Source organism: uncultured Desulfovibrio sp., from assembly GCF_944324935.1.
GTDB lineage: Bacteria > Desulfobacterota > Desulfovibrionia > Desulfovibrionales > Desulfovibrionaceae > Desulfovibrio.
Genome location: NZ_CALUYG010000026.1, coordinates 1 through 25320, shown reverse-complemented (window position 1 = coordinate 25320; position 25320 = coordinate 1). Strand labels below are relative to the sequence as shown.

The following is a 25320-nucleotide window of genomic DNA, read 5'->3' as shown; positions in this document are numbered from 1 at the left end:
GGGGGAAGGGGAGCCCTCGCTTTGCTGTCGATGCCCGTAGCTTCCTTCGTCGCAACGGACACGGCCTGCGGCCGCCTTTCGGTCGCCGCCGGCGCGGGAGGGCCCAGCCTTTTCGCAGCGAAGCGAGCAAAGGCATTCCCGCCATTCTTCCCCCCAGGCCCCCCATCCCTTCCCCAGCACGCTTTTATCTGGAGAAGAGACAGGGATACGAGACGCCCTCCAACGGCAAGCGGCACGCGTACGGATAATTTTCTCTATCCTTTGAAATAATTTGTAAAATCTGTATCTGCAGATCCTGGACCGCGTTCCCGCCATCACGATGCGCCTTGCTGGAGAGCCCCTCCTCCCCGCACGCCGCGGAGCGCATCCACACGCTCCAGGACGCCGTTTCCCTGTGAAACGGCGTCTTATTTTCCTGTATCCCGCTACTTCTGCTCCAGATAGGCCTGGATGCGGTCGGAAAGCACCTCCACCAGTGGGGAGGCCTGCCTGTCCTTGTGTTCCACACGATAGAAGGTGCGGGTAAAGCGGATGTCGGCCAGCGGCACTTCCCAGAGTTCGCCGGCCTCCAGCTCGCGGCGCACGATGTGCCGCGAGACGCAGGCCAGCGTCCCGGGCTTGTGCAGCAGGATCTTGATGGGGTCGTAATGGTTGAACTCCAGAAAATCCGTGGGCCGCAGTCCCAGCGGCGTGATGGCCGCAAGGAAGGCCTCGCGCGCGCCCGATCCCTGCTCGCGCAGGAGCCAGCGCCGCCGCATGAGTTCATGGATGGAGACCGGCGGCCCGGCGGCGCTCTCCCTGTCGCCGGACACCACGAGCAAAGTCTCCTCGGCCAGCGCCCGCACATTGAGGACGAGGCTTTGCACCTGTCCTTCCACAAAACCCACATCCAGCACGCCGTCCTCCACACCATGAAGGATGTCGTGCGTATTGCCGGACTCGCAGCCGATGCGCACATTGGGATGACTGCTGTGGAAATCGTAAAGGATGACCGGGAGCACGAAATCCGCCAGCGTGGTGGACGCGCCGATCTTGAGGCTGCCCGCCAGGGTGGCGTAGGCGGTCAGATCCAGAACGCCCTTGAGCTCGGCATAAATGGGCGCAAGGCGCTTTTCCAGCAGCTTGCCCTTTTCGTTGAGCACCAGCCCCCGCCCCACCCGCACGAAGAGACGGCTGCCCAGCTCGTCCTCGAAGCCGCGCAGCGCCGAGGAGACGGCCGCCTGCGAAACGCAGAGCAGCTCGGCCACCTCCCGCATGTTGGGGTTGCGTGCCAGCGCCAGGAACACCTCGATATGCCTCAGGGTCATGCTGTTTTCCCGATCAATAAGAAAAAGTTGTCGAACCGAAAAATTTAATCCGTTTGTTCCCGGCACGCGGGGGTGCTACCACAAGGCCATGACATTCACCAACATCCCCAAAGGGGCAGCTACCATGAAATTCCTCGTACAGGCTTTCCGCAATGACCGCAACGTGCAACTGCTCAACGGACTGGTTTTTGTGGCGCTCTTCGCCAGCGTGGCCTTCCATCTCGTGGATCTGCCCTTCCTCACCGCTCTCGGCATCAGCCCGCTCATCGTCGGCATCGTGGTCGGCATGTGCTACGGCAACACCCTGCATGTCCATATGCCCGTCTACCTCAAGCCGGGCATCCTCTTTTCCTCCAAGTCGCTGCTGCGGCTGGCCATCGTCCTTTACGGCTTCCGCCTGACCTTCCAGGATCTGGCGCAGGTGGGCTTCAGGGGCGTGGCGCTGGCGGCCTTCATGCTGGGCACGACCTTCCTCATGGGCTCGTGGCTGGGCATCAAGGTGTTCCGCCTGCCCCGCCGGCTGGCCCTGCTGACGGCCGCGGGCAGCTCCGTCTGTGGCGCCGCCGCCGTGCTGGCCGTCGAACCCGTGGTCAAGGCCGAAAACCATGAAAGCAGCATCGCCGTGGGCACGGTGGTCGTCTTCGGCACGCTGGCCATGCTGCTTTATCCCCTGCTCTACAGCCACGGCCTGCTGCCCATGTCCGCCGACGTCTACGGGGCCTTTGCCGGTGCCACCCTGCATGAGGTCGCCCACGCCGTGGCCGCCGGTCAGGCCATCTCCCCCGAAGCGGGCAATACGGCGGTGATCGTGAAGATGATGCGCGTCATCATGCTCGCCCCCCTGCTGGTCGCCCTCGGCTTCTGGCTGCGCCGCGCCGCCGTCCGCAGCGGCGAACGGACCGCGGAAGGCAATGCTTCCCACATGAAGAGCTTCCCCTGGTTCGCCGTGCTCTTCGTGGCGACCATCGGCATCAACTCGCTGGGCATCATCCCCGCCGGCATGGTCAACGCCATCAACGCCTTTGACGTCTTCCTCCTGACCATGGCCATGTGCGCCCTCGGCATGGAAACCAGCCTGGAAAAAGTACGCAAGGTCGGCCCCAAACCCTTCCTGCTGGCCGGCATCCTCGCCGTCTGGCTGGCGACGGGAGGCTACTTCGCCGCCAATTTCCTCATCGGATAAGGGCTTCACGACTCCCTCACTCCCCGGAAAGGACGCCGCCCCCGGCATCCTTTCCTTTTTTGTCTCCGCCCCGCATGATCGCAGCCGCCTCCCCGGTCTTGAAGGAAGGCCCTCACGGCGCTATGCTGCCCCCATCTCAAGGCGTACGGTCCCGGCAGTCCGGGGCTCACGCGTCCCGCACGGAAACAGGAGGCTCCCCATGCGCAACGTCCCGCAACATATCCACATCGTCCAGGGTGACATCACCCGGGAAGACGTCGACGCCATCGTCAATGCCGCCAATTCCAGCCTGCTGGGCGGCGGCGGCGTGGACGGAGCCATCCATGCCGCCGCCGGGCCGGAACTGCTCGAGGCCTGCCGACCGCTGGGCGGCTGCCCCACCGGCGGGGCCTGCATCACCCCCGGCTTCCGCCTGCCCGCGCGCTACGTCATCCATACGGTGGGGCCCGTCTGGCACGGCGGCTTTGAAGGCGAACCGCAACTTCTGGCCTCGGCCTACCGCTCGTCCCTGCTGCTGGCGGCGGACAACGCCTGCCGGGTGGTGGCCTTCCCGGCCATTTCCACAGGCGTGTACGGCTACCCCGCCGATATGGCGGCCACCGTGGCCGTGCGGACCATCGCCGAATTCCTGGCCGAACGCCCGGAGGACAGCCTCCCGCAGGAGATACGCCTCGTCTGCTTTTCCGACGCCTCCCGCCAGGCCCACGAAAACGCCCTGCAACGCCTGCGCGAAAAACTGGCGACACAGGACGAGAGCAAGACTTGCTGACGCTATCTTTTACTTTTTGGGGGGAAGAGGAACCCCTCCCGCGCGAGGCGAGGGGGGGGCCCTCCCCCCGGCTGACCGTCCACACCGCCCCCCTCCTGCCTGCCCGCGCTCCCGACGCGGAGGTGACCGTCCATATCGTCTGCTGCCCGCTGCCCGCGACGGACAGTGCCTGCCGGAAACTGACGACTCTGCTTGCGGCGGAGCTCTCCCCGCTGCTCTCGTCCGCCCAGCGTGCACATCTTGCGGCCTTCCGGCAGCCACGCGCCGCCTGCTCGCGCTGGCTGTCGCGGCTGGCGCTGGCCGCCTGCCTGACGGACGCGGGCGCGGAGCCGGACATCTGGCTGCCCCTCCTGAGACATCAGGCCAACGGCGCAGCCTGCCTGCCGGACTGGGGCGTCTGCTTCAGTCACAGCGAACAGGCGGCCTTTGCCGCCCTGCTGGTCACGCCGGCTGGAGACGCCCGCCTCGGGCTGGATGCCGAAAGCCTGTCCAGCCCGCCGCCAGCGGAAACGGCCTTCGCTCCTGACGGACGGGGACGAGACGTTCCCCTGCCCGCCGCGGAAGCCCTGCGCTGCTGGACGCTCAAGGAAAGCCTCGCCAAGGCCGCGGGTACGGGACTGGACTGCCCGCCGGCCTGCATCCCTTGCGGCCGCCACGGGCAGCGCCGGGGCGTTCTGCACTGGCGGGAACGGACGTTTTTCTGGCGGACGCTGCCTGTCCCGGGGCACTGGCTCGCCCTGACGGGCACGCGCCCGCTGCGGCCCGCCTTTCGCCTGCTGACGGCAGCCGGCCTGCGACCGCCCCGGCACGGCCGGGAGCACCACTGAACGACCGCCCCCTCTTGCCAGCGGACCGTATTTGCGGCACTCTGCGCCCATGCCGCGTTTCCATCTCGTGACGCTCTTTCCCGAATTTTTCCGCTCGCCGCTGGAGGCCGGGCTCATGGGCCGCGCCCGGGAGGCGGGAATCGTGACCTGCACTTTACACGATCCGCGCCAGTTCAGCACGGACAAACATCGCCATGTGGACGACCGCCCCTATGGCGGCGGGCCCGGCATGGTCATGCAGGGCGAGCCCGTGGCCGCCGCGCTGCGCTCCATCCCCTCGCCGGGGCGTCTGCTGCTCATGTCGCCGGGGGGACGGCCCCTTACCCAGGCGCTGGCGCGGGAGCTGGCGCGAGAGGAGGACATCACCCTCATCTGCGGCCGCTATGAAGGGCTGGATGCCCGCCTGAACGACCTCTTTCCCCTGGAGCCGGTCAGCGTGGGCGAGGCCGTGCTCAACGGCGGGGAATGCGCGGCGCTGGCCGTGCTGGAGGCCGTGGCCCGTCTCATGCCCGGCTATATGGGCAGGGAGGAATCCGGCGAGGACGAGAGTTTTTCCCACGGGCTGCTGGAGTACCCGCACTATACCCGCCCGGAAGTGCTGGAAGGCCTGCCCGTGCCGGAAGTGCTGCGCAGCGGCGACCACGCCCGCATCGCCCGCTGGCGGCGTGAGGGAGCCCTGAAGGCCACTCTGCGCCAGCGTCCCGACCTGCTGGCGGAAGCGCCGCTGACCCGCGAGGATGCGGCCTTTCTGAGCAGCCTGCCGCGCGAGCGGGCCGGGCGCAACCTCTCCTTCTGCCTGCTGCATCATCCGGTCATGCTGGATGCAAAAAATTCCGGCACTTCTTCTTTGACAAATCTGGACATTCACGATATAGCCCGGATTTCGCGCAGCTATGCAATGGGGCCCTTCTTTGCGGTTACCCCGCTGGAGGATCAGCTGGAGCTGCTGCGGGCCATCCTGCGCCACTGGACGGACGAACAGGGGCGCAAATGCCATAGCGACAGGGCGCGCGCCCTGGACATGGTGCGGCCAGCCGCCTCACTGGACGAGGCGCTGCGACAACGGGAAGAGGAATGCGGCGTACGCCCCCTGCTGCTGACGAGCTCGGCAGCCTGGCCGGACAAGAAAAGCCGCGTCCCCCTGCTGACGCCGCGTCAGGTGCGGGAGGCATGCCGACGCGGCCCGGTCATACTCTGCCTGGGGACGGCACGCGGGCTGGCCCCGGAAGTGCTGGCCCGCAGCGACGGCATGGTGCGCCCCGTGCGTTTTTTGAGCGACAATCACCTTTCGGTGCGAAGCGCGGCCGCCATACTGGCCGACAGGATTCTGGGCGACTACGATTAGCCCTCAGTTTTTACCGGCGGCCGGCGCGGCTGCGGATATCTAAGGAGTAGAGGCATGGATATCATCAAGAAGATCGAAATGGAAAATATGCGCATGGATATGCCCGCGTTTCGCTCCGGCGACACGGTCAAGGTGCATCTGCGCATCGTCGAAGGCGAAAAGGAACGCATCCAGGTGTTCCAGGGCAATGTGATCCGTCTGCAGCGCGGCACCACCGGCGCGACCTTCACGGTGCGCAAAGTGTCCGACGGCGTGGGCGTGGAACGCATCTTCCCTCTGCATTCCCCCTTCGTCGACCATGTGGAAGTGGTCACGCAGGGTCGTGTACGCCGCAGCCGCCTGTACTACCTGCGCGCCCTCAAGGGCAAGGCGGCCCGCATCAAGCCCCGCGGCCGCTTCTGATCACGGACGTTTCCCGATCCGGGGAATGCCGGCATTTCCACCTTACCTGGACTTCCGTCATGGGAGCCCGGGTAAGGTCGTTGTGTTTGCGTACTCTCCGCTGATGCGGGCCCGACCGCATCCCCCCGCTGAGGCACGAAACGCCGTCCGTTTCCTGAGGCCCCGCCCATGACTCGACACGCTGCCCCCGCTCCCTCCCGGCCCGGCGTCTCCTTGCGTCCGGGCATGCCGGCAGACGCCCCCCTGCTGCCGGGCCTGGACGGACATCCGCCGCCCGCGTCCGGCATCGCCGGCGTGGACGAGGCCGGACGCGGCTGTCTGGCCGGGCCTGTGGTGGCGGCGGCCGTCATCCTGCCGGAGGGAGCCTCCCTGCCGGGACTGGACGACTCCAAGGCGCTCAGCGAACGACAGCGCGATACGCTGGCCCCGCTCATCCGGCGTGCGGCGCTGGCCTGGGGGCTGGGCATGGTCTGGCCGCGTCGCATCGACGCCATCAACATCCTGCAGGCCACCTTCGAGGCCATGTCCCGCGCTGTCGCCTGTCTGGGGCGACATGCCCCCCTGCCGGCCCTGCTGCTCATCGACGGCAACAAGACCCTTCCCCCGGAACGCCTGTGCCAGGCCCTGGCGCACGAGGGCCTCACGCCGTCCGGCCTGCCCCGGCAGCGGGCTGTCGTGCATGGCGACGCCACGGAGGCGGCCATCTCGGCGGCCTCCATCCTGGCCAAGACCCAGCGGGACAAGCTGATGACCGCGCTGGACCGGCGCTGGCCCGCCTACGGCTTCGCCCGGCACAAGGGCTACGGCACGGCGGATCATTATGCGGCCCTGCGGGCGCACGGGCCCTGCCCGCTGCACCGTCTGACCTTTCGCGGCGTCCTGCCGGGAACGGAAGGAGACGGACGGACGAGTCAGGCCGCCGTACAGGGGAGCCTGCTGTGAGGCCCGGCGCGCCGCGGCCCGGCGGCATCTTCGGCGGTCTGGGGCGTTTGCTGCGGCGACCGCGTGCCGTGCCGCGTCCCCGTCTTTCTCACGAATTTTCGGACAGCGAATTCACGGACAACGAATTTGCCTTTGACGGGCGCGAACCGCTGCCCCCCTGGGACGGGGTGGCCGTGCCGCTGGAAGAGCTGCTGGACGCCAGCGAGGCGCGCATGGCCGCCCGACGCGCGGCGGCAGCTGGCGGGCCCGCGCCGGATGACGCGCCGTCCCCGGCGGAAGCCGGCGCCGCCACGGGAACGGACGGGGCTGCCCGGCCATGAAGGCCCTGCTGCGCCGCCTTTGCCGTCGTGCCGCGTCAGCCCCGCCGGCGGACGCCCATTCGGCCCGAGCGGAGACCGTCGCCGCAAGCGCCCTGCTGGGACGGCAGGGGGAGGAGGCGGCCGCCCGCCTGCTGACGGGCAAGGGCCTTGCCGTGCTGGCGCGCAACTGGCGGCAGGGCAGGCTGGAGCTGGATCTCGTCTGCCAGGACGGCGACACCCTGGTCTTCGTGGAGGTCAAGAGCCGCCGCGGCGACGGCCTGGCCCGGCCTGACGAAGCCATGACGCCGCGCAAGCGCCGCACCCTCATACGGGCCGCGCGGGCCTGGCTTGCGGCGGAGGAGGCCTGGTCACGGCCCTGCCGCTTTGACGTCGTGACCGTAACGGCCCGCGGGCCGAACTCTCTGCATCTGGAGCATATCCCCCATGCCTTTGCCCTCGACGACGCCGGGACGGCTGTGGATCGTGGCCACACCCCTTGGCAACCCTGGTGACTTTTCCCCGCGTGCGCGCGACGTCGTGCAGCGCGCGGAGGCCGTGCTCTGCGAAGATACGCGACGTACGGGCCTGCTGTTCAGCCAGTGCGGCCTGACGGCACGGCGGCTGGTCAGCTTCCATGATCGCAACGAACAGGCCCGGCAGGAAGAGGCCCTGCGCCGCCTGCGCGAGGGCGCGGAACTGGCGCTGGTCTCCGACGCCGGCACGCCGCTGATGGCCGATCCCGGCTACCGGCTGGTGCGGGCCTGCCGGGCGGAGGGCATCGCCGTTACGCCCGTGCCCGGGCCGTCCGCGCCCGTGGCGGCTCTGAGCGCTGCCGGACTGCCGCCTCTGCCCTGCACCTTCCTGGGCTTCCTGCCGCGTGACGATGCGGGACGCCGGCAGACGCTCGTCGCCTTTGCCCGCACCCCGGGCTCGCTGGTCTTCTTCGAACGCAAGGACAGGCTGCGGGCCAGCCTCGCCGTGGCGGCCGGTCTGCTGGGCCCGCGCGAGGCGGCCATCTGCCGGGAATTGACCAAGACGCACGAGGAATTTATACTCTTTCGGCTGGAAAACCACGCGGAGCTCTCGCCGGATCTGCTGGGCGAGGTGACGGTCATCCTCGGCCCGCCGGAAGACGCGCTGCGCGCCGACCCGGCGGAAGCCCGCGCCTGCCTGCGCCGTCTGACGGCCTCGGCCGGGCATGGCGTCCGGCCGAAGGAACTGGCCCGGCAGGCTCATGCTCTGCTGACGGGCTGGAGCGTCAAGGAACTCTATGCTCTGCTGACGGACGATGCCGCCGGGGAAGCTGACCGCTCCTGACGGCACAAAGCCTTGCCGGCGGCCGGTCATGGCGCGCCGGCCCCGCGCGGATGCCGCTGCCCGCCGCCGGAGACCCTATGCTGCCCAGACGTACCGCCCTTGCCTGTCTTGCCCGGACGCTGCTCGTCAATGCCGGCGTCACGGCCCGTGGCATGCAGCTCATGGGACAGCTCTATGTGCTGGAACCCGCCCTGCGCCACCTCTACCCCGATCAGGACAGGCGCGCCGAGGCCATGTCGCGGTATCTGGTGCACAGCAACACCCATCCCTATATGCTGCCCTTTTATGTGGGGACGGTGCTTTCGCTGGAAAGTCTCATCGCGGCCGGTTCCCTGCCCGGCTCCACGGTCCCCGTGGTGCGGCAGACCCTGGGCAGCACCCTGTCGGCCATCGGCGACGGTTTTTTTGAAGGCGCGCTCCTGCCCTGCTGGGCGCTGCTCTGCGTGGCCCTGCTGGTGGGGGATTGCATCACGCCGGCCCTGCTGGTCACCGGTCTGCTCTTCCTGGCCCTGCTGGCCTTCCGCTGCTGCTCCTTCTTTTATGCGCTCAAATACGGCATTGCGGGCCTTGCCGGGCTCAAGCGGCTTGATCTCATCAACTGGGCGGGGCGCATCAAGTTCTGTAACGCGGGGCTCATCACCCTGATCCTCTGGCAGCTCGCGCCGCGGGAGGCGCCGCTCTCGCCGTGGGATTTCGGCATCCTGAGCGTGGCGGCCGTCCTGGCGGCCTCCTGGGTCGTGGGACGCTGGCGGCTGCCGCGCATTATCCTCTGGCTGGCGTTGCTGTGCACGCTGATTTTCATGGACGAACGCCTTTTGGGCGTATAAGATATGGCTGCCCCCCTGCCGGGGGGGACGCCACAGGACGGTGACGACACCATGAGCATGAGCATCGAGGAAACCCCGGAAGGTCTTGCCCTTCCCCTGACCCTGCGTCTGCGGGGAGGGCTGCACGCCCGGCCGGCGGCCCGGCTGGCGCAGGAGGCGCAACGCTTCACGGCCGACATCTCCCTGCGCAGCGACGACGCCAGCGCCGATGCCAAGAGCATGCTGGACATCCTTTCCCTGGCGCTGCCGGAAGAATCCCGCATCACCCTGCTGGCCAGCGGGAGCGACGCCCGGCAGGCGCTGGAAGCCCTGGCCACCTGCCTCGACAGCCTGCGAGACTGATCATGCCGCGTGCTCTTCTTTTCGGAACGCCGGTCTCTCCCGGCATCGCCATCGGCGAATTGCGCTTCAAGCACAATACCCGTCTTATCGAACGCCGCCGCATCAGCCCGCGCGAGATCGCCAAGGAACAGTCCATGCTGCGCGATGCGGCCTCCAGCGTGCGCGAGGCCCTGCGCGAAGCCAGGGACAAGGTCCCGGACGACATGGCCGAATACCGGGAGGTCATTGCCGCCCAGATCGAGCTGGCCCGCGACCCCAAGCTGCTGGACAAGGCGGGCAAGGCCATCGAAAAAGACCTGATCTGCGCCTCCTGGGCGCTGGAAAACACGGTGGAAGAGCTGTGCGACATCTTCCGCCGCATGGACAACCCCTATCTGCGCGACCGCGCCCAGGACATCCGGGCCGTGGGGCTGCGTCTGCGGGCCTGCCTTGCCGGCACGGAGACCGAGGAGATGGAGGCCGCCATTCTGGCCGCCGAGGACCTCTCGCCCGCCGACGTCATGGAGATGGACTTCAAGGGCATACAGGCCGTGGTCACGGCCGAGGGCGGGCCCACCTCCCACACGGCCATCCTCTCGCGCGGGCTGCACATCCCGGCCCTGGTGGGCGTGACCGGGCTGCTCAATACGGCCCTGCACGGCGACCGCGTCATCGTGGACGGCCTCAAGGGCTGCATTCTGCTCGATCCCGACGAGAAGGACATCAAGCAGTACGAAAGCCGCCGCGCCGAATACCGCGCCTGGGAGGAACGCACCCGCAAGGAGGCCCGCTGGCCCGCCGAGATGACCGATGGCGTGCGGACCGCCGTACAGGCCAACCTGGAGCGCCCCGAAGAGGTGGACGATCTGGCGGCCACCGGCGCGGACGGCGTCGGCCTCTACCGTACCGAATTCTCCTTCCTGCGCGAGGAGTTGCCCGACGAGGAGGCCCTCTTCGCGGAATATCTGGGCGTGGCCCGCAAGATCGCCCCTGAGCGGGTGGTCTTCCGCACGCTGGATTGCGGCGCGGACAAGATGCTGCCCGCCCAGGAGGCCCTGCGCGAGCCCAATCCCGCCCTGGGGCTGCGCGGCATCCGTTTCTGTCTGCGCCATCAGGGCATCTTCCGTACCCAGCTGCGGGCGCTCATGCGGGCGGGGGTAACGGGCAACATCGCCATCATGCTGCCCATGATCTCCGGCCGGGAAGAGATCCTGGCCGTGCGCCGCATCATGCAGGAGCTGCATCAGCAATTGCAGGCCGAGGGCCTGCCCCACGCGGACAGGCTGCCGCTGGGCATCATGGTGGAAACGCCCTCCGCCGTGCTCATCGCGGACACGCTGGCCCGCGAATGCGATTTCTTCAGCATCGGCACCAACGACCTCATCCACTATCTCATCGCCATCGACCGCAACAACGCCCATGTGGCCCATCTGGCCGAGGCCCTGCATCCGGCCGTGGTCCGCTCCCTCAAGCGCGTCATCGACGCCGCCCACCGCGAGGGCATCGGCGTGTCCGTCTGCGGCGAGCTGGCGGCCGACCCCTACGGGCTGGCCATCCTGCTGGGCATGGGGGTGGATTCGGTCTCCGCGTCGCCGCGCTTCATCTCCGGCATGAAGCACATGATCCGCCGCCTGGACGCCCGCTTCTGCGACGAACTGGCGCACAGCGTCCTTATGAGCACGGACGTCTCCGTCTCACAGCGCATCCTGCGCGAACGCCTTCAGGCCGTTCTCGGCCCGGAACTCTCCTTTCATACCACCAGCATCCTTGCCGAGAGCCGCCCATGAGCAAGAAGACCTCCCCCGCCTCCATCGCCGTCAACAAGAAGGCGCGCCATCTGTACGAACTCTCCGACTTCCTGGAAGTGGGCCTCAGCCTCACCGGGCCGGAGGTCAAGAGCCTGCGCGCCGGGCGCGTGAACTTTCTGGACAGCTATGTGGACTTTCGCAACGGCGAGGCCTTCGTGCTCTCCCTGCATATCGCCCCCTACGCCAATGCGGGCTATGTGACGCAGGACCCGGACCGGCCGCGCCGCCTGCTCATGCATGCCGCCGAGATCCGACAGTATGCCGCCCGTGTGGAACAAAAGGGCCTGACGGTCGTGCCGGTGAGCCTCTATTTCAAGCATGGCAAGGTCAAGATGGAGATCGCCCTTGGCCGCGGCAAGAAACTCTTTGATCACCGCGAAAGCCTCAAGCGCCGCGCCGAAGAGCGGGACGCCGCCCGCGAACTTGCCTGACCGCCATGCGCCGCCCGCCGCTGCCGGCGCCCCCCGTGCGGCAGATGTACGCGCTCTGCTGGCTGCTGGGGCTGCTGGGCGGGGCCTGGTTCCCGCCCTGCCTTTTCCTGCTCGCCGTCCTCCTTCTCCTTGATGCGCGGCTTGCCCCGTGGCGGCATCCGGCCCGTGCGCTGCTCGCCCTCCTGCTCTTCGCCGCCGGCTGCCTGCCCGCCCGCCTGCTTCTGACGCCGTCGCCCGCCCCCGCATGGCACACGGCCGCTCTTGCCGACGCTCCGGCCCGGGAACGCCCCCGGCTGTGCGGCCGCATCCGAAGCGTGAGCGGCCTGCCGGACGACCGCCTGCGTATCCTCCTCGAGGGCGTGCGCCCGGAAGGCTCCCCCGGGGCCTCTCCTCTGCCCGGCCTCGTGGCCTGGACCTGGGACGAGCCCGTACAGCGCCCGCTCGCCGGCCAGACGGCCTGCCTGCGTGCCCCGCTGCGCCCCGTACATGGACAGCGGAACGAAGGCATGCAGGACTGGAGCCTCTGGTGGCGCGCCCAGGGCGTGCACTGGCGGCTGTGGAGCCGGGGAGACCGGGCCGCCGCCGTGTTCGACGGCGCGGGCTCCCGCCCGGGACGCTGGCGACAGGCGGCGCTGGACAGTTTTTCGCTGGCCCTGCTGCCGCCCTCCCTCCGTTCGGCCCCGGCGGAAGAACGGACCGGCTGGCTGACCGCCCATCAGGGGCAGGCTGCCCTGACGGCCCTGCTCTTCGGGGATCGGCAGTTCCTTACCCGCGATACGCTCGACGAGCTTGCCGCTGCCAGCCTGCTGCACAGTCTGGCCCTGTCCGGGCAGCATCTGGCGCTGGCCGGCCTGCTGGGCCTCGGGCTGGTGCTGGCGGCGGCCCGCCTCCAGCCATCCCTCTACCTGCTGCGTCCCCGGCCCAGCCTGAGCCTGCTGGCCGCCTGCCCGCCCGCTCTGCTCTATCTCTGGCTGGGCAATGCGCCGGCCTCCCTTGTGCGGGCGGCCTGCATGCTCTTTTGCCTGACCCTGAGCCTGTTCTTCCTCACCGGCCGCAAGGCGGGCCCCTTCGCCCGGCTGGCCCCCTATCTGCCGCACACCACGCTGGACTGTCTGGCGGCGGCCCTGACGGGCATCTGCCTCGTCTCCCCCACAGCCGTCTTCGACACGGGCCTGCAACTCTCCGCCCTCTGCCTGCTGGCCATCGGTCTGGCCCTGCCGGTCATGCGGCGTCTGCTGCCCGCCCCGCACGAGACGGACGACGCGCCGCCTTCCCTCTCCCGCTTTGCCCGCTGCCGCGCCCTTGTCCGCCGCCTGCGCCACCGGGCGGCGCAACTGCTCTTCCTCTCCCTTGCCATCCAGCTCGTCCTGTTGCCGCTCAATGTGTTGTTGTTCGGCAATGCCGGACACTGGTTTTTCCTCAACCTGCCCTGGCTGCCGGTACTGGGCTGTTTCGTCCTGCCCGCCGCGGCCTGCGGCCTTGCGCTCTCCCTGTGCGGCCTGACCGATGCGGCGCACGCGCTGCTCAGTCTGGCCGCCCTGCCGCCCCAGTGGCTGATGGACGGGCTGCATATGCTGACCGCCCAGGGCATGCTGGTCACGCCGCCCCTGCCCCGCCCGCACTGGGCGGCCATACCGGGCGTCCTGCTCTGCATGGCGGCGCTGGCCCGCATCCTTTCCCGCTCGGAGGGCCGCCTCCGCCTGCACGGCACAGGACGCCCGCTGGCGGCCGGACTGCTCCTGCTGGGGGGCAGTCTGCTGCTGCCGCCGCTGTCCGCGCGGCTTTTCCCGGAGATCCGTCTGGACATGCTGGATGTGGGGCAGGCCCAGGCCCTTGTGCTGCGCGTGCCCGGCGACGGCCCCGGACGAACGCCCCTGCGCCTGCTCATCGACGGCGCGGGCTCCTTTTCCAAGCATTTCGATGCCGGCAGGCAGCTTGTGGCCCCCGTCCTGCTGTATACGTCCCTTCCCCGCCTGCATGCGGTCATCAGTTCGCATCCCGATCTTGACCACATGGGCGGCCTGCCCTACATCCTGCGTCACTTCCGGGTGGAGAACTTCTACGACAACGGTCGTCCCGCCAGGGGCGGACAGGCGGAGCTCTGGAACGACCTGCGCCGGCAGTTTGCCGCCCAGCCGCTCGCCCGGGGCGACCGCCTGCCGCTGGGCGATCCCGCCGAAGGGCTGGTGCTGGAGGTGCTGCATCCGCCCCGCACCGATGAGCAGCGCTGGACGGGCAATGACGCCTCCCTGGTGCTGCGCCTTTCCCGGCACGGGCACGGCCTCCTCCTGCTGCCCGGCGATGCGGAGAAGGCCACCCTGCGCGAGCTGCTGGCCAGCGGACAGGACCTGCGGGCCGAAGTGCTCGTGGCGCCGCATCACGGCTCCGCCGGGAGCTTCCTGCCCGCCTTTTATGCAGCGGTGCGGCCGCGCGAGGTGCTGGTCAGCTGCGGCTTCATGAACCGCTTCCGCTACCCCTCGCGCCAGCTCCGGCAGTGGCTCGCCCGGCACGACATCCCCCTGCGCCGCACCGATGAGGACGGGCAGCTCACCGTCCGCTGGCCTGTCCGCTAGGGCCTCTGTCAACACTCTTCCCCTGCCCCCAAGCCCCTCATCCCTTCCCCAGCGCGCTTTTACCAAAGGAAGATACGGGGAACGCGACGCCCCCCAAAGGCAAGCGGAGCGTGTACGGTTTATTCGTTTTATCTATTGAAATTTTTTGTAAAGCTAGTGTTAACATGACCGAGAGCATTTTCCCTTTGAAAAAGGCAAACTGCGAGACGGCGGCACAGCGCCGCCCGGCCGAGCGTGAGCGGAAAATGCTCATGCCGGCCCCGCTTGTCCTTTGACCGGCTTGGGTATATCCTGAATCATCCACTCTTTCCGAATCCGGGAGCTTCCATGAACGCCGCTCTGCTCATCATCGACATGCAAAACGACTTCGTCCTGCCCGGCGCGCCCCTGTGCGTAGGCGGCGCGGCCCCCAGCGTGCCCGTCATCCGCCGCCTGCTGCTCCAGGCCCGGGCGCAGGGCCTGCCCGTCATCCACATCATCCGCCAGCACAACCGCGACGGCAGCGATGTGGAAAAATCACGGCAGGATCTTTTTCGCGACGGGCCCGGCGTCTGCGTGCCCGGTACGGAAGGCGCGCGGATCGTGGCGGCCCTGACGCCGGAAGAAGGAGAATACATCGTCCACAAGCGCCGTTTCAGCGCCTTTTTCCAGACGGAGCTGGACATGCTGCTGCGCCGGCTGGGCGTGGATACCCTGCTTGTCGCCGGGACCCAGTATCCCAACTGCGTGCGCGGCACGGCCGTGGACGGCATGAGTCTGGATTACGACGTCATCGTGGTGACCGACGCCTGTTCGGCCCAGACGCCCGAGGTGGCGCAGGCCAACATACACGATATGCAAAACATGGGCATCCGCTGTCTGGCCCTGAACGATCTGCCGCCCCTGACGGAGCTCCCGCGATTCGGGGGGATCTAACGGTGGACCTTTCCCCGGCGCGGCTGCCGCCGCCCCCGGCCAGCCGGCCCGGCGGCGACCCTCTTCCCGCCCTGCTGCTGACCTGCGAGCGGGCCGGTTTTGACGTCCGCCGGGAGAACGGAGACGGCCCCCTGTGCGCCAGCGCCGCCTTCCATCAGCGCGGCGAGGGCTACCTTCTCTCCCGAAAGGTCACCCTCTGGGCGGCGGAAAGCCACGAACATCTCTTTGTCTACAGGACGGCGAGGCTGGACGTCCCGCAGTGGCAGGCCATCCTTCAGGACGCGCTGGCGCGGGGCAGGGAGCGCATCCGCCCGCATGATGAACATATGGTCTCCTATGTGAGCGCCCTTGTCCTGTGCGACGAGCTGGATGCCGAGGCCGCCGACGCCGTTCGACGCACCCGCTACAGCAAAAGTTTCTGGTGGGGGCTGCGCGGCTGGATGCGACTGCGGGCGCTCGCGGTGTGCCTGCCGCCCCCGCAGCCGGCCGGCGCGTCGGCGCTGCATGCCGGCAATGCGGCCGCCCGCGGCCCCCTGCTTGCCCTGGTACAAAAGGCCCTGCAACCTCTTTTTCACTTGGCGGAGTATCCACAGTGAACGCACTCTACCTGCTCATCGGCGGCCTTGCCCTGCTGGCGGCCGGCTATTTCCTGTACGGGAAATGGCTGGCACGGGTCTGGGGCATCGACCCCTCCCGGCGCACGCCGGCCCACGAGCTGCGCGACGGCATCGACTATGTGCCGTCCAAAGCGCCGGTGGTGCTGGGCCACCATTTTTCCTCCATCGCCGGGGCCGGGCCTATCAACGGCCCCATCCAGGCGGCGATCTTCGGCTGGCTGCCCTGCTTCCTCTGGGTGGTCATCGGCGGCATCTTCTTCGGCGCGGTGCATGATTTCGGCGCGCTCTTCGCCTCGCTGCGCAACAAGGGCCGCTCCATCGGCGAGGTCATCGCCGGCAGCATCGGCCTGCGCGCCAAGCGTCTGTTCGTCATCTTCTCCTTTCTGACGCTCATCCTCGTGGTGGGGGCCTTTGCTTCCATCGTGGCCGGGACCTTCAACGGCTTCACCCCGGACAGCAGGGGCGTCATCGTCCACAACGAGGTCAACGGCGCCACGGCGACCATCTCCCTGCTCTTCATGGTGCTGGCCGTGCTCTTCGGCCTGCTGGTCTACCGCTGGGAAATGCCGCTGGGCCGGGCCACCGCGCTGGGCATCATCGGCATCGTGGCCGTCATCGCCCTTGGCCTGCGCTTCCCCCTCTACCTGCGCTACGACGACTGGATGATCCTCATCGGCATCTACATCCTGCTGGCCTCGGTGGCGCCGGTCTGGATACTGCTCCAGCCGCGGGACTATCTCTGCTCCTTCCTGCTCTACGCCATGATGCTGGCGGCCGTCGTCGGCATCGTGGCCGCCAGCCCGGTCATCGAACTCCCCGCCTTCACGGGCTTTGTGGTCAACGGGCAATACCTCTTTCCCGCGCTCTTCGTGACCGTGGCCTGCGGCGCCATCTCCGGCTTCCACTCGCTGGTGGCCTCCGGCACGACCTCCAAACAGCTGGACAACGAACGCGACGCCCTGCCGGTGGGTTTCGGCTCCATGCTCATCGAAAGCGCGCTGGGCATCGCCTCGCTCATCGCCGTGGGCTACATCTTCACCCAGAACGGCAACAGCTTCACCAGCCAGACGCCTACCCAGGTGCTGGCCGACGGTCTTTCGCAGATGCTGGACAGCGTCGGACTGGACAGCGCCGAAGCCCGGCGCACCACCTACGGTCTGATCATCCTTGCGGTGTCCACCTTCTGCATGACCTCGCTGGATACGGCCACCCGGCTGGGGCGCTACATGTTCCAGGAACTCTGGCTCGCTCCGGGACAGAGCAGCAAGGACGTACGCGGCTGGCGCGCCGTGCTCACCAACAAATATGTGGCCACGCTTATCACCGTGGTGCTGGGCATGAGCCTCGGCTTCGGCGGCTACGCCAAGATCTGGCCCCTTTTCGGTGCGGCCAATCAGCTGCTGGCCGCGCTGGCCCTGCTGGCCGTGGCCTGCTGGCTGCAGGACCTCGCCCGGCGCAACGGCATGTTCCTCCTGCCCATGACCTTCATGCTGCTGGTGACGCTGACCTCGCTGCTGCTGACCATCCGGGAACAGGGCGGCAGGCTGCTGGCCGGCACGGGCGGTTTTGTGGCCGGCATGCAAGTCGCCATCGCCGTCCTGCTGCTCCTGCTCTCCCTGGTGCTGGTCTGGGAAGGCTGGCAGGCCCTGCGCGGACGACACGGACGACGGGCCGTCCGTGCCCGTGATTAGCGCAATCCCCCATTGAAGATGTGGAATTGCTCTGGTCGTCGCGAGAGCGACCACCCGCAACCGAACACACGGAAAAACCACGCTTTTTCCGTAGTGTGAGGGCAGCATCAGCAGGGAGAGCGGACACGATTCCCCTGCGGATCCGCTCTAAAGCGTTTCACTTTTGAAAAAGGTGAAATGCCCTACTGCTGGCAGTGCGGACAAAACACCGTGGCCCGTCCGGCGATGCGCGCCTTTTCCAGCGGCCTGCCGCAGATCCGGCAGGGCTCATCCCCACGGCCATACACGGCAAAACTGTTCTGGAACGCGCCCACGTTGCCGTTGGCGTCCCGGTAATCGCGGATGGAGCTGCCGCACTGGGCGATGGACAGGCGCAGCACTTCCTGTAATGCCCGACAAAGCCGCAGCAGCGCCGGTGCATCCAGTGTATTTGCCGCCCGGCGCGGGTCGATGCCGGCCCGGAACAGGGCTTCATCCGCATAAATGTTGCCGATGCCTGCCAGCACGCTCTGATCCAGCAGCAGGGACTTCACGGCCCCGCGCCGCCCGGCGAAACGGGGAGCCAGTTGCCGCGCCAGCGCATCCGGCGGCACGGCCAGCGGTTCGGGCCCCAGCTCCCGCCAGAAGGTCCAGCCTTCCAGCAGGGCCTCCGTGGCCGCAAAAAGCACGCCAAAGGCCCGCACGTCATCAAAGAACAGCACGGATGCTCCCCGCGGCCCCTCCAGATGAAACAGGCAGCGCGTGTGCGCATGCGGCGGCGTGTCGGCCGGATGCGGCATGAGCCGCCCGGTCATGCGCAGATGCACCACAAGATAGTCCGGCTTCCGCCCCTCTCCTTCCCGGCTGCCTTCGGCCAGCATACGCAGCAGGACGAGTTTTCCCCGCCGGTCCACGGCACTGATGCGGCAGCCGCACAGCGAATCCAGCGGCAGGCTCTCCGGCAGGACGATGGATGGACGCAGCAGCTCCACTCCCATGATGCGGGCATTGAGCACCTGCGGCCGCAAGGTACGGACAACGGTTTCCACTTCGGGCAGCTCGGGCATGGCGGCATCCTCTTTTTATTGACCCTAGCATGCAGTTGTACCCGAGAAAAGCCCCGGCCGCGACCCTGCCGCGCTTTTCATTGTGGCGCATCCGTCTTTTTCCCGCACCGGGAGACGGAGCGCACACCACACCGCGTCGGTATGTGAAATTTTTGCCGGGTCCGTATCAGCGGAAGCGTTGCGCCGAAGGATGCCCTGCTCAGGAGGCAGTACGTTTTCTGGCGGGGGATGAAAGCCCGTTGTCCCCAGCAGGCAACCAATAGCGTCCACAGGGCCCGGCAATTTTCCGCGCAAGGGGGGCGGCATGCTTTGGCAGGATGAGAAGTCCGCGCACGGCGACCGCACGGTCTGGCATGCCGTATGCTGTTTTGCCGGCACGCTTGCTCCGCAGGGCATTCCGTTTTCCGGGCGGCCGGGGAACAGGCATGAGGGGTGGCGGAGGCGACAGGCGTCGCGTTGCTGGGTAAAGGCGGATCTGCAAGGAAGGCGGAACGGCAAGAGGAGCACATCAACGGCTCCTTCCCCGGTTCTGACGGTGACGCCCCGCAGGGACGGGGCGTTTCAGGCGGGATCGTGCAGATAGATGTCGAGCAGGCCGGGGGGCGGGGCGATGGTCACTGTGGGCGCATCCGGGTCGCTGAGGTCAAAGCCCTCGATGAAGCAGGCTTCGGCGGGAAAGAGAACCTCCTTGCCGTCGTCAGTGCGGATGCTCCAGATCTCCTTGTCCGGCGCGGGATATTCCACATGGTCGAGCCGCCCCAGACGGCTGCCGTCCGCAAGGAGGACAGCGCAGCCCAGCAGATCTTCCACATAGATCTCGTCTTCGTCAGGCTCAGGCAGATCGTCGTGATGGATGAGCAGGCGCGCGCCGCGCAGGGCCTCGGCGGCGGTCCGGTCGGCAATGCCCTCCAGCTGCACGAGTGGACGGCCCTTGTGCTGCCGGTGGCTGACGATACGCACGGGACAGGGGGGGCGTTGCCCCACTTGCAGGCGCAGCGGGGCGTCAAACAAGGCCGGGGAGTCCGCATACCATTCCATGCAGATCTCCCCTTTGATGCCATGCGGGCGCAGCAGTGTACCCAGGTGGATCCATTGCGGCATGAGCCGGTTACTCCAGAATCTCCAGCACGGTACGCTTGCCGCACTTGGTCGAAGCGGCGCTGAGCAGGGTACGCATGGCCCGGGCCGTGCGTCCCTGCTTGCCGATGACCTTGCCGATATCTTCCTTGGCGACCTTGAGTTCCAGCACTGTGGTCTGTTCGCCGTCAATTTCGCTGACGTGGACCTCGTCGGGCTTATCCACCAGCGATTTGGCGATGTAGAGAATAAGTTCCTTCATACGAACCTCCCCCGCGCCGGAAGAAGGCACGGAATTACCCCATGTGCTTCTTGATGAGCGCACGCACGGTGTCGGTAGGTTCCGCACCGCGCCCGAGCCATTCCCTGACCTTTTCGACGTCGAATTTCACTTCGGCGGGCGAGGTCATGGGGTTGTAGTAGCCCAGAAAATCCAGCGGACGACCGTCACGACGGGTCTCGTCGTTGGCGGCCACCACGCGGTAGAACGGATGCTTCTTGCTGCCCATGCGGGTCAATTTCAGCTTAACGGCCATGAGTCAAACTCCCTTGGTTATGATAATTTTCTTGTAACGTGAGGTGGGCAAAAGAGCAAGCCGGGCCGCTCCCGCCGGACAATACCGAAACAGACGGGCGTCTGTCATTTTTTCTTGCGCCTGGCCGGGCGCTCGCGCTTCTTGCGCTTTTTGGCGGCAGCGCTCTTGCCGGCCCCGCCGCCGGGCATGGGCGGCAGCCCCATCCCCGGCATGCCGGGCATGCCGACGCCGGGCGCCATGCCGGGCATGCCCATGCCCTGCGCCATGCCCCCCATGCCGGCGGGCAGGCGCATGCCGCGCGGCAATTTGGGCATGGCAGGCCCCTTGGGTTTGCCGCCGCCCAGCATGCCTTTCATCATCTGGCGCATCTGCTCGAACTGCCGCACGAGCTGGTTGACCTGCTGTACGCTTACCCCGGCCCCTTTGGCAATACGCGCGCGGCGGCTGCCGTTGAGGATATCGGGGTTACGGCGTTCGGCCATGGTCATGGAATTGATGATGGCTTCCGTGCGGGCCATCTCCTTTTCAGGAACGGCCCCGTTCATTTCCGCCAGCTTTTCGCGCAGCCCGCCCAGGCCGGGGATCAGCTTGAGGATGCTGTCCAGTGAGCCGAGCTTTTTCATCCGCCGCATCTGGGTACGGAAATCTTCAAGGTCAAAGCTGGCCTTGCGCATCTTCTGGGCAAGGGCCTCGGCTTCTTCGGCGTTGATGGTTTCCTGAGCGCGCTCGACGAGCGTCAGCACGTCGCCCATGCCGAGGATACGCCCGGCGATGCGATCGGGGTGGAAAACTTCCATCTCCGACAGCTTTTCGCCCATACCGACGAATTTCACGGGCGCGCCGGTGACGGACTTGATGGAAAGGGCCGCGCCGCCACGGGCATCGCCGTCCATCTTGGTGAGCACCACGCCGGTGATGCCGAGCCGCTCATTGAAGGCCTCGGCCACGGTGACCGCATCCTGACCGGTCATGGCGTCGGCCACGAAAAGGATCTCCCGCGGCTGCACGGCGGCCTTGATGGCGCCCAGCTCCGCCATGAGGGGCTCGTCCACATGCAGACGGCCCGCCGTATCCAGCAGGACGACCGACGCCTGCCGCGCCCGTGCCTCTTCCAGCGCCGCCCGGGCGATGTCCACGGGATTCATGTCCACGGTGGAAGGATAGCATGGCATGTCAAGCTGACGGGCCAGCACGGTAAGCTGGTCGATGGCCGCGGGGCGGTACACGTCGGCCGGAACGAGGTAAGGCCGCATTTTCCGCTTGCGCAGCAGGTTGGCCAGCTTGCCCGCCGAGGTCGTCTTGCCCGAGCCTTGCAGGCCCACCAGCATGATGACCGCGGGTTCCCGGCCCTGAAGATCGAGCTGGGCCGTTTCGCCGCCCAGCAGGTTCACGAGCTCGTCATGAACCACCTTGACGACCTGCTGCGCCGGACTCACGCCCTTGAGAACTTCCTGACCGAGACATTTGGCGCGCACGCTTTCCACAAAGTCCTTGACGACCTTGAAATTGACGTCCGCTTCCAGCAGGGCGAGCCGGACCTCGCGCAGGCCCGCCTGGATGTTTTCTTCGGTCAGGCGCGATTGCCCCCGCAGGTTGCGAAAAGCGGAAGAAAGACGGTCGGAAAGGCTCTCGAACATGGCCACCTCTGACAGAGGGAGAAGGTACACGACGCCGCTGTCAAAGCGGAGCGGGCGGCAGTCACGGAACTTTCGTTCTTAGACTGTTTGCCGCCGTTGGTCAAGCCGCAAGCCGGGCTCTCCGCCATTGGCGGGAACGTGAATCGCGCCGGTCGGCAACCGCGTGAAAATACGCAAAGGGGAGGGTCGCAAGGACCCTCCCCGGACTGCCCAGACACTAGGCAGATGCGCTCTTAGAAGGAGTAGGCGAAGACCAGCTGGGCCTTCCACATATCCTGCTTGGAGTACTGGCTGCCGTAGCCGCCAGCATAGTTGAAGCCGGAGTGCTTCCAAGTGTCGCGGTCGATCATGTTGACCACGTAGCCCAGTTCGAGGTTGAGCTGCAGGTTTTCGTAGATCTGGTAGGTGTTCACCAGGTTGAATTCCAGCAGACCGTCGTTGGTGGTCAGGTAAGGACCTTCGATGCCAGCGCCGTAGTTCCAAGCGTAGGCGCTATCCATGTACTTGACCATGGACGGGCTGTTGGTGCCGCCCCAGTAAGCCACGCGGAAGGTGTGCTTCAGGTCTTCCATGAAGCTCATGTCGCGGATCTGGAGGCCGATGCCCCAGGTGCCGGCATAGCTGGTGTTGTAGTCGTTGAGCCACCAGCCCAGGTTGCCGTCACCCATGAAGGAGGTGAAGTTGCCCATGGGAGCGACGGAGGGCATACGTTCGGAACCGTTCTTGATGCTGCCGTCGTCACCGGAGGCATACCAGCCGAAGATGCCGGGCACACCCCAATCCATCTTGTATTCCACCAGGGCCTTGGCCAGCCAGCCCTGACGCTCGGTGTTGCCACGCACGGTGCGGCCCCAGCCGGCGGTGTACTTCTTGACGGCATCATAACGGCCCTGGCTTTCCACATAGCCGTAGTTGATGTCGAATTCGATATTCAGCGGATCCCACAGGGTGATGGCCACAGGCAGGCCAGCCCAGAACATGGAGCCATACACATAGCTGCCGCGATTGAAGTTGCTGTCACGATTGAGACCGGTGGGATCCAGCGGGCTCATGGTGGGGTACACGTTCAGGGTCTTGTCCGGGCTACCATCGTTCCAGAGACCGCCATCGACCGCATCCCAGGAGTTGCGGCCAGCCATGCCGTACATGACCCACGGGGTGACCTGCACGCCGTCAAACTTCAGATCGAGCATGAGGGCGAACAGATCCATGTTGTCCAGGAAGTTGTCGTAGTTGTACTTGCTCTGAACACGATTGCCCGTGAAGGGGTCATTCACCTGGGAGTAGTTGTCGTTGAAGGGACGGGCCCACAGAGCGGTCAGGGCAACGTTTTCGTTGAAGGTGTAGGAGGCGGTCACGCCGGCCACGTCGGTATCCATCACCGCGGAGCCGCCGGCCTTGTTGGGCAGGGTCACGCCCTGAAGACCCATGCGGAACTTCAGGTCGGTGTTGGGCACAAGCCAATCCAAGTAGGCGCGCTTGATCTTGATGGCATTGGAGCCGTCAGCGCCCAGGGCGCCGCCACCAGCACCGTGGGTGTTGTCACCCCAGAACTGGTTGCCGATTTCAAAATACAGCGTACCGGACAGGGATTCGGAAGCCACGGCATCCAACTGCATGCGGATACGCTGCACGGCGGAGAAGTCGTCTTCCTTGTCGCTCCGGGCGTTGTTTTCCTTGGAGGTCAGGCTGGTGTTGGCGGCGGCAAAGCCGAACAGCCACTGGCCCTTGGCCTTGAAATCAATGGCGCTGGCGCCGGTGGCGGCGCCGAACAGCATGCCCGCGGCCAGAGCGAGAGTCATAAGCTTCTTCATGATCTTCCTTCCTTAACTTTGGTTTCTGCGATGATGGCCTTGCGGCCCGCCCTTTCGGGCCCATATCGTTCGCCCGCTGCAGATGACGGACGAACAACCCCTGAGCCGACCCGAAGTCCCCACTTCGGCGGGCCGCCAGCGGCAGCCCTTATCAGCTCCTCGTGTTTAAATTTTTAAACCCTCTTCCCGCCCGTGTCAAAGCAAAAATGCCGTTTTGATAAAAAAATTTTTACTTTTTTTCCTTCTTCTTTTCATATCAGCACATTAAAAACTCTCTAGACGGCCCTCCGCTTCTCGTTGACAGCCCATCGGCGAGAAGATATGATACTCCATTCAAAATTATCCTGCAATTTCAGCATATTGCGAGGCGCTCCATGTTTACCAATCGCGGTAAGGCCCTGACATTCGACGATATCCTGCTCATCCCCGGCTATTCGGAGGTCACTCCCGATGCCGTCGATCTTTCCACCCATCTCACGCCGGAGATCCCGTTGCGTATCCCGCTGCTGTCCGCGGCCATGGACACGGTGACCGAATCGGCCATGGCCATCAGCATGGCCCGCATGGGCGGCATCGGCATCATCCACAAGAACATGCCGGTGGAGCGGCAGCGGCTGGAGATCGAAAAGGTCAAGAAAAGCGAGAGCGGCATGATCCTCGACCCGGTGACGGTCTCCTCCCGCAATACGGTTCAGGAAGCGCTCGACCTCATGGCGGATTTCCGCGTGTCCGGCCTGCCGGTGGTGGACGACGAGAAGCTGGTGGGCATCCTGACCAACCGCGACGTGCGCTTCGTGGAGGACGCCTCCTCCGTGCTGGTGGCCGACTTCATGACCCGCGAAAATCTGGTCACCGTGCCCATGGGGACCTCGCTCGAAGAGTCCAAGCGCCATCTGCATGAGCACCGCATCGAAAAGCTGCTGGTGGTGGATGAGAACGACCGCCTGCGCGGCCTCATCACCATGAAGGACATCGACAAGGTGCAGAAGTACCCCAATGCCTGCAAGGACGACAAGGGCCGTCTGCGCGTGGGCGCGGCCATCGGCATCGGCAAGGACTGCGACGCCCGCGCCGAGCAGCTCCTTGCCGCCGGGGCGGACGTGCTGGTGCTGGATTCGGCCCACGGGCATTCCGTCAATGTGCTCAACGCCATCCGCAAGGTCAAGTCCGCCTTCCCCCGCTGCCAGCTCATCGCGGGCAACGTGGCCACCTATGAAGGCGCGCGCGCCGTGCTCGAGGCCGGCGCGGACACCGTGAAGGTGGGCATCGGGCCCGGCTCCATCTGCACCACCCGCATCGTGGCCGGCGTGGGCGTGCCGCAGGTGACGGCCGTCATGGACGGCAGCCGCGCCGCCCGGGAAATGGATCTCTGCTGCGTGGCCGACGGCGGCATCAAGTTCTCCGGCGACATCGTCAAGGCGCTTGTGGTGGGGGCGCATTCGGTGATGATCGGTTCGCTCTTTGCCGGGACGGAGGAAAGCCCGGGCGAGACCATCCTCTACCAGGGCCGCACCTACAAGGTCTATCGCGGCATGGGCTCCATCGACGCCATGAAGGACGGCAGCTCCGACCGCTACTTCCAGGAACGCAGCAAGAAGCTCGTGCCCGAAGGCATCGTGGGCCGCGTGCCCTATCG

General features: G+C 66.5%; 25 protein-coding genes. 18 read left to right on the top strand and 7 right to left on the bottom strand.

Going from position 1 to position 25320, the window contains the following annotated elements; translation table 11 throughout:
* Positions 1 to 425: 425 nt before the first annotated feature.
* Positions 426 to 1307, bottom strand: coding sequence for a LysR family transcriptional regulator (locus Q0J54_RS07570; protein ID WP_296304857.1), 882 nt, complete (start codon positions 1305 to 1307; stop codon positions 426 to 428).
* 124 nt (positions 1308 to 1431) lie between these two features.
* Between Q0J54_RS07570 and Q0J54_RS07565 the strand changes: the two genes are divergently transcribed.
* From Q0J54_RS07565 to Q0J54_RS07485, 17 genes are all read left to right on the top strand, one after another.
* Positions 1432 to 2490 (top strand): YeiH family protein, encoded by a 1059-nt coding sequence (locus tag Q0J54_RS07565; protein WP_296304856.1) that lies wholly within the window; start codon positions 1432 to 1434, stop codon positions 2488 to 2490.
* A 199-nt stretch (positions 2491 to 2689) separates the two neighbouring features.
* Positions 2690 to 3259: an O-acetyl-ADP-ribose deacetylase gene (locus Q0J54_RS07560; RefSeq protein WP_296304855.1), complete on the top strand. Its 570-nt coding sequence runs from the start codon at positions 2690 to 2692 to the stop codon at positions 3257 to 3259.
* Between the two features lie 122 nt (positions 3260 to 3381).
* Positions 3382 to 4086: a 4'-phosphopantetheinyl transferase superfamily protein gene (locus Q0J54_RS07555; protein ID WP_296304854.1), complete on the top strand. Its 705-nt coding sequence runs from the start codon at positions 3382 to 3384 to the stop codon at positions 4084 to 4086.
* Between the two features lie 49 nt (positions 4087 to 4135).
* The gene (gene trmD / locus Q0J54_RS07550) at positions 4136 to 5431 is read left to right on the top strand and encodes a tRNA (guanosine(37)-N1)-methyltransferase TrmD (protein WP_296304853.1); all 1296 of its coding nucleotides are present in this window, start codon (positions 4136 to 4138) and stop codon (positions 5429 to 5431) included.
* Positions 5432 to 5485: 54 nt separating this feature from the next.
* On the top strand, positions 5486 to 5833 hold the full coding sequence (gene rplS, locus Q0J54_RS07545) for a 50S ribosomal protein L19 (RefSeq protein ID WP_296304852.1): 348 nt from the start codon (positions 5486 to 5488) through the stop codon (positions 5831 to 5833).
* Between the two features lie 225 nt (positions 5834 to 6058).
* Positions 6059 to 6775 (top strand): ribonuclease HII, encoded by a 717-nt coding sequence (locus tag Q0J54_RS07540; protein ID WP_296304870.1) that lies wholly within the window; start codon positions 6059 to 6061, stop codon positions 6773 to 6775.
* On the top strand, positions 6772 to 7095 hold the full coding sequence (locus Q0J54_RS07535; protein WP_296304851.1) for a hypothetical protein: 324 nt from the start codon (positions 6772 to 6774) through the stop codon (positions 7093 to 7095). Before Q0J54_RS07540 ends, Q0J54_RS07535 begins: the two co-directional genes overlap by 4 nt.
* Positions 7092 to 7586 carry a YraN family protein gene (locus Q0J54_RS07530; protein ID WP_296304850.1) on the top strand — a complete coding sequence of 165 codons (495 nt, stop codon included), beginning with the start codon at positions 7092 to 7094 and terminating at the stop codon, positions 7584 to 7586. The genes Q0J54_RS07535 and Q0J54_RS07530 overlap by 4 nt, the downstream gene beginning before the upstream one ends.
* A complete protein-coding gene (rsmI, locus tag Q0J54_RS07525) occupies positions 7525 to 8391 on the top strand; it encodes a 16S rRNA (cytidine(1402)-2'-O)-methyltransferase (protein WP_296304869.1) in 867 nt (288 codons plus the stop codon). The genes Q0J54_RS07530 and rsmI overlap by 62 nt, the downstream gene beginning before the upstream one ends.
* Before the next feature lie 77 nt (positions 8392 to 8468).
* Positions 8469 to 9218 carry a PTS system mannose/fructose/sorbose family transporter subunit IID gene (locus Q0J54_RS07520; protein WP_296304849.1) on the top strand — a complete coding sequence of 250 codons (750 nt, stop codon included), beginning with the start codon at positions 8469 to 8471 and terminating at the stop codon, positions 9216 to 9218.
* A gap of 3 nt (positions 9219 to 9221) precedes the next feature.
* On the top strand, positions 9222 to 9560 hold the full coding sequence (locus tag Q0J54_RS07515) for an HPr family phosphocarrier protein (RefSeq protein ID WP_296304848.1): 339 nt from the start codon (positions 9222 to 9224) through the stop codon (positions 9558 to 9560).
* Between the two features lie 2 nt (positions 9561 to 9562).
* Positions 9563 to 11326, top strand: a complete 1764-nt coding sequence (gene ptsP, locus Q0J54_RS07510; protein WP_296304847.1) for a phosphoenolpyruvate--protein phosphotransferase — start codon at positions 9563 to 9565, stop codon at positions 11324 to 11326.
* A complete protein-coding gene (gene smpB / locus Q0J54_RS07505) occupies positions 11323 to 11778 on the top strand; it encodes an SsrA-binding protein SmpB (RefSeq protein WP_296304846.1) in 456 nt (151 codons plus the stop codon). Before ptsP ends, smpB begins: the two co-directional genes overlap by 4 nt.
* A 44-nt stretch (positions 11779 to 11822) precedes the next feature.
* A complete protein-coding gene (locus Q0J54_RS07500; protein ID WP_296304868.1) occupies positions 11823 to 14351 on the top strand; it encodes a ComEC/Rec2 family competence protein in 2529 nt (842 codons plus the stop codon).
* A 327-nt stretch (positions 14352 to 14678) separates the two neighbouring features.
* Entirely contained in the window at positions 14679 to 15266 is a 588-nt protein-coding gene (locus Q0J54_RS07495) for a cysteine hydrolase family protein (RefSeq protein WP_296304845.1), read from the top strand.
* 2 nt (positions 15267 to 15268) lie between these two features.
* On the top strand, positions 15269 to 15862 hold the full coding sequence (locus Q0J54_RS07490) for a hypothetical protein (protein ID WP_296304844.1): 594 nt from the start codon (positions 15269 to 15271) through the stop codon (positions 15860 to 15862).
* Entirely contained in the window at positions 15859 to 17574 is a 1716-nt protein-coding gene (locus tag Q0J54_RS07485) for a carbon starvation protein A (protein WP_296304843.1), read from the top strand. Before Q0J54_RS07490 ends, Q0J54_RS07485 begins: the two co-directional genes overlap by 4 nt.
* Positions 17575 to 17756: 182 nt before the next feature.
* On the opposite strand, the gene mutM is transcribed toward Q0J54_RS07485, so the two are convergent.
* The 6 genes from mutM to Q0J54_RS07455 form a co-directional block, all read right to left on the bottom strand.
* Positions 17757 to 18620 carry a bifunctional DNA-formamidopyrimidine glycosylase/DNA-(apurinic or apyrimidinic site) lyase gene (gene mutM, locus Q0J54_RS07480; RefSeq protein ID WP_296304842.1) on the bottom strand — a complete coding sequence of 288 codons (864 nt, stop codon included), beginning with the start codon at positions 18618 to 18620 and terminating at the stop codon, positions 17757 to 17759.
* Positions 18621 to 19181: 561 nt separating this feature from the next.
* Positions 19182 to 19721, bottom strand: a complete 540-nt coding sequence (gene rimM, locus Q0J54_RS07475) for a ribosome maturation factor RimM (RefSeq protein WP_296304841.1) — start codon at positions 19719 to 19721, stop codon at positions 19182 to 19184.
* Between the two features lie 7 nt (positions 19722 to 19728).
* Positions 19729 to 19959, bottom strand: coding sequence for a KH domain-containing protein (locus tag Q0J54_RS07470; RefSeq protein WP_296304840.1), 231 nt, complete (start codon positions 19957 to 19959; stop codon positions 19729 to 19731).
* 34 nt (positions 19960 to 19993) lie between these two features.
* A complete protein-coding gene (gene rpsP / locus Q0J54_RS07465; protein WP_296304839.1) occupies positions 19994 to 20233 on the bottom strand; it encodes a 30S ribosomal protein S16 in 240 nt (79 codons plus the stop codon).
* Between the two features lie 104 nt (positions 20234 to 20337).
* Positions 20338 to 21870, bottom strand: a complete 1533-nt coding sequence (gene ffh, locus Q0J54_RS07460; RefSeq protein WP_296304838.1) for a signal recognition particle protein — start codon at positions 21868 to 21870, stop codon at positions 20338 to 20340.
* Positions 21871 to 22103: 233 nt separating this feature from the next.
* Positions 22104 to 23684 carry an outer membrane homotrimeric porin gene (locus Q0J54_RS07455; protein WP_296304837.1) on the bottom strand — a complete coding sequence of 527 codons (1581 nt, stop codon included), beginning with the start codon at positions 23682 to 23684 and terminating at the stop codon, positions 22104 to 22106.
* A 374-nt stretch (positions 23685 to 24058) separates the two neighbouring features.
* Here Q0J54_RS07455 and guaB point away from each other — a divergent pair.
* The coding region (guaB, locus tag Q0J54_RS07450; RefSeq protein ID WP_296304836.1) for an IMP dehydrogenase at positions 24059 to 25320 on the top strand (1262 nt) is incomplete at its 3' end.

Excerpts from the sequence above, each read along its gene's own strand:
- Q0J54_RS07560 (WP_296304855.1), top strand. The coding sequence starts at position 2,690 with ATGCGCAACGTCCCGCAACATATCCACATCGTCCAGGGTGACATCACC.
- ffh (WP_296304838.1), bottom strand. The coding sequence starts at position 21,870 with ATGTTCGAGAGCCTTTCCGACCGTCTTTCTTCCGCTTTTCGCAACCTG.
- Q0J54_RS07540 (WP_296304870.1), top strand. The coding sequence starts at position 6,059 with ATGCCGGCAGACGCCCCCCTGCTGCCGGGCCTGGACGGACATCCGCCG.
- rplS (WP_296304852.1), top strand. The coding sequence starts at position 5,486 with ATGGATATCATCAAGAAGATCGAAATGGAAAATATGCGCATGGATATG.
- Q0J54_RS07515 (WP_296304848.1), top strand. The coding sequence starts at position 9,222 with ATGGCTGCCCCCCTGCCGGGGGGGACGCCACAGGACGGTGACGACACC.
- Q0J54_RS07530 (WP_296304850.1), top strand. The coding sequence starts at position 7,092 with ATGAAGGCCCTGCTGCGCCGCCTTTGCCGTCGTGCCGCGTCAGCCCCG.
- rpsP (WP_296304839.1), bottom strand. The coding sequence starts at position 20,233 with ATGGCCGTTAAGCTGAAATTGACCCGCATGGGCAGCAAGAAGCATCCG.
- Q0J54_RS07570 (WP_296304857.1), bottom strand. The coding sequence starts at position 1,307 with ATGACCCTGAGGCATATCGAGGTGTTCCTGGCGCTGGCACGCAACCCC.
- trmD (WP_296304853.1), top strand. The coding sequence starts at position 4,136 with ATGCCGCGTTTCCATCTCGTGACGCTCTTTCCCGAATTTTTCCGCTCG.
- ptsP (WP_296304847.1), top strand. The coding sequence starts at position 9,563 with ATGCCGCGTGCTCTTCTTTTCGGAACGCCGGTCTCTCCCGGCATCGCC.
- Q0J54_RS07520 (WP_296304849.1), top strand. The coding sequence starts at position 8,469 with ATGCTGCCCAGACGTACCGCCCTTGCCTGTCTTGCCCGGACGCTGCTC.
- rimM (WP_296304841.1), bottom strand. The coding sequence starts at position 19,721 with ATGCCGCAATGGATCCACCTGGGTACACTGCTGCGCCCGCATGGCATC.
- Q0J54_RS07565 (WP_296304856.1), top strand. The coding sequence starts at position 1,432 with ATGAAATTCCTCGTACAGGCTTTCCGCAATGACCGCAACGTGCAACTG.
- Q0J54_RS07500 (WP_296304868.1), top strand. The coding sequence starts at position 11,823 with ATGTACGCGCTCTGCTGGCTGCTGGGGCTGCTGGGCGGGGCCTGGTTC.
- mutM (WP_296304842.1), bottom strand. The coding sequence starts at position 18,620 with ATGCCCGAGCTGCCCGAAGTGGAAACCGTTGTCCGTACCTTGCGGCCG.
- Q0J54_RS07495 (WP_296304845.1), top strand. The coding sequence starts at position 14,679 with ATGAACGCCGCTCTGCTCATCATCGACATGCAAAACGACTTCGTCCTG.
- Q0J54_RS07470 (WP_296304840.1), bottom strand. The coding sequence starts at position 19,959 with ATGAAGGAACTTATTCTCTACATCGCCAAATCGCTGGTGGATAAGCCC.
- Q0J54_RS07455 (WP_296304837.1), bottom strand. The coding sequence starts at position 23,684 with ATGAAGAAGCTTATGACTCTCGCTCTGGCCGCGGGCATGCTGTTCGGC.
- smpB (WP_296304846.1), top strand. The coding sequence starts at position 11,323 with ATGAGCAAGAAGACCTCCCCCGCCTCCATCGCCGTCAACAAGAAGGCG.